Annotated in this window: 2 protein-coding genes; both read left to right on the plus strand. The window is 38.6% G+C overall.

From position 1 onward, the window contains the following. Positions 1 to 9 precede the first annotated feature (9 nt). Positions 10 to 99, plus strand: a complete 90-nt coding sequence (locus tag WMO43_RS14065) for a DUF6040 family protein (RefSeq protein WP_434784195.1) — start codon at positions 10 to 12, stop codon at positions 97 to 99. A gap of 331 nt (positions 100 to 430) precedes the next feature. Continuing rightward, positions 431 to 960 (plus strand): hypothetical protein (locus tag WMO43_RS14070; protein WP_353531586.1); only part of this gene is annotated, 530 nt, incomplete at its 3' end.

A 960-nucleotide genomic window follows, 5' to 3' on the forward strand; every position in this document is an offset into this window, starting at 1 on the left:
CCAATCAATCTGCTATTTCTCTTATTATTCGTGCAACTGGTATATGTTGGAATCAGGTGGTATGTAAAGGGATGGCGGGAAAACAGAGGTTATGTTTAAAAATAAAAAAATTGTCTGAGACGCAGCGAAGTAAATAAAATGAGTAGTATTATAAGAAGTCAGCAGTGCGTGAATAAACTGCTGGCTTCTTTTTTGATAGATACAGTCACTCTCAGAGAGTGTGCAGGATAGTAAAGTAATAATATCAACATGCCGATATAGAAAATGCAGGGAAGCATTGTATTTCAAAGAGTTTGAGATACAGAGCTTCTACTAAGGCAGTGGTCATCTTGTAAAAATATGGTCTTTGTGTGCGTAATATGGTCGTTTGATGATATGGGACTGGGAGAACAGGTTATTTTATCCGATAAAGAAAGCAAAGGAGGTTACTATGAGTAATACAATTAATGTGAACTATATGACACGGGCTTGCAATCAGTACCAGCAGAAAATTGTGGCTAAAGATCAGGAGAAGGAAGATACAAGGTTTGCGGATAGTGTAAGAGAAAAGAGCGAAGCTAGCGGAAGTATAGTGGGCAATTCAAAAATAGGTTCTGTGTCTGCTAAAGATATGACGATGGTGGAATACAAGCAGTACATTTACAATAAAATATCCCAAATTCCAATGCATCCCACAAGGGCAGGCGAGTCAATATCTGTCACCATTTCAGAGGCGGGTTTTGAAGCGATGAAGAACGATCCAGAGTATGAAGCATGGGTATTAAATGATTTGCAGGTGGGTTGGTCACAACCGGATAAATGGTCCGGTATATGTGGAGGAGCGTTTTCTACAATATATTATGGAGCATCAAAAGAAGAATGTCATGCTGAGATGTGGAGTGCCGGTTATAACAATGGGAATGGTGGGAAGATTTTTAATGATAAGTCAAAAAATAGTTTTTGGGAGCGCAGAATAGAAAA

Source organism: Maccoyibacter intestinihominis, assembly GCF_040096355.1.
GTDB lineage: Bacteria > Bacillota > Clostridia > Lachnospirales > Lachnospiraceae > Maccoyibacter > Maccoyibacter intestinihominis.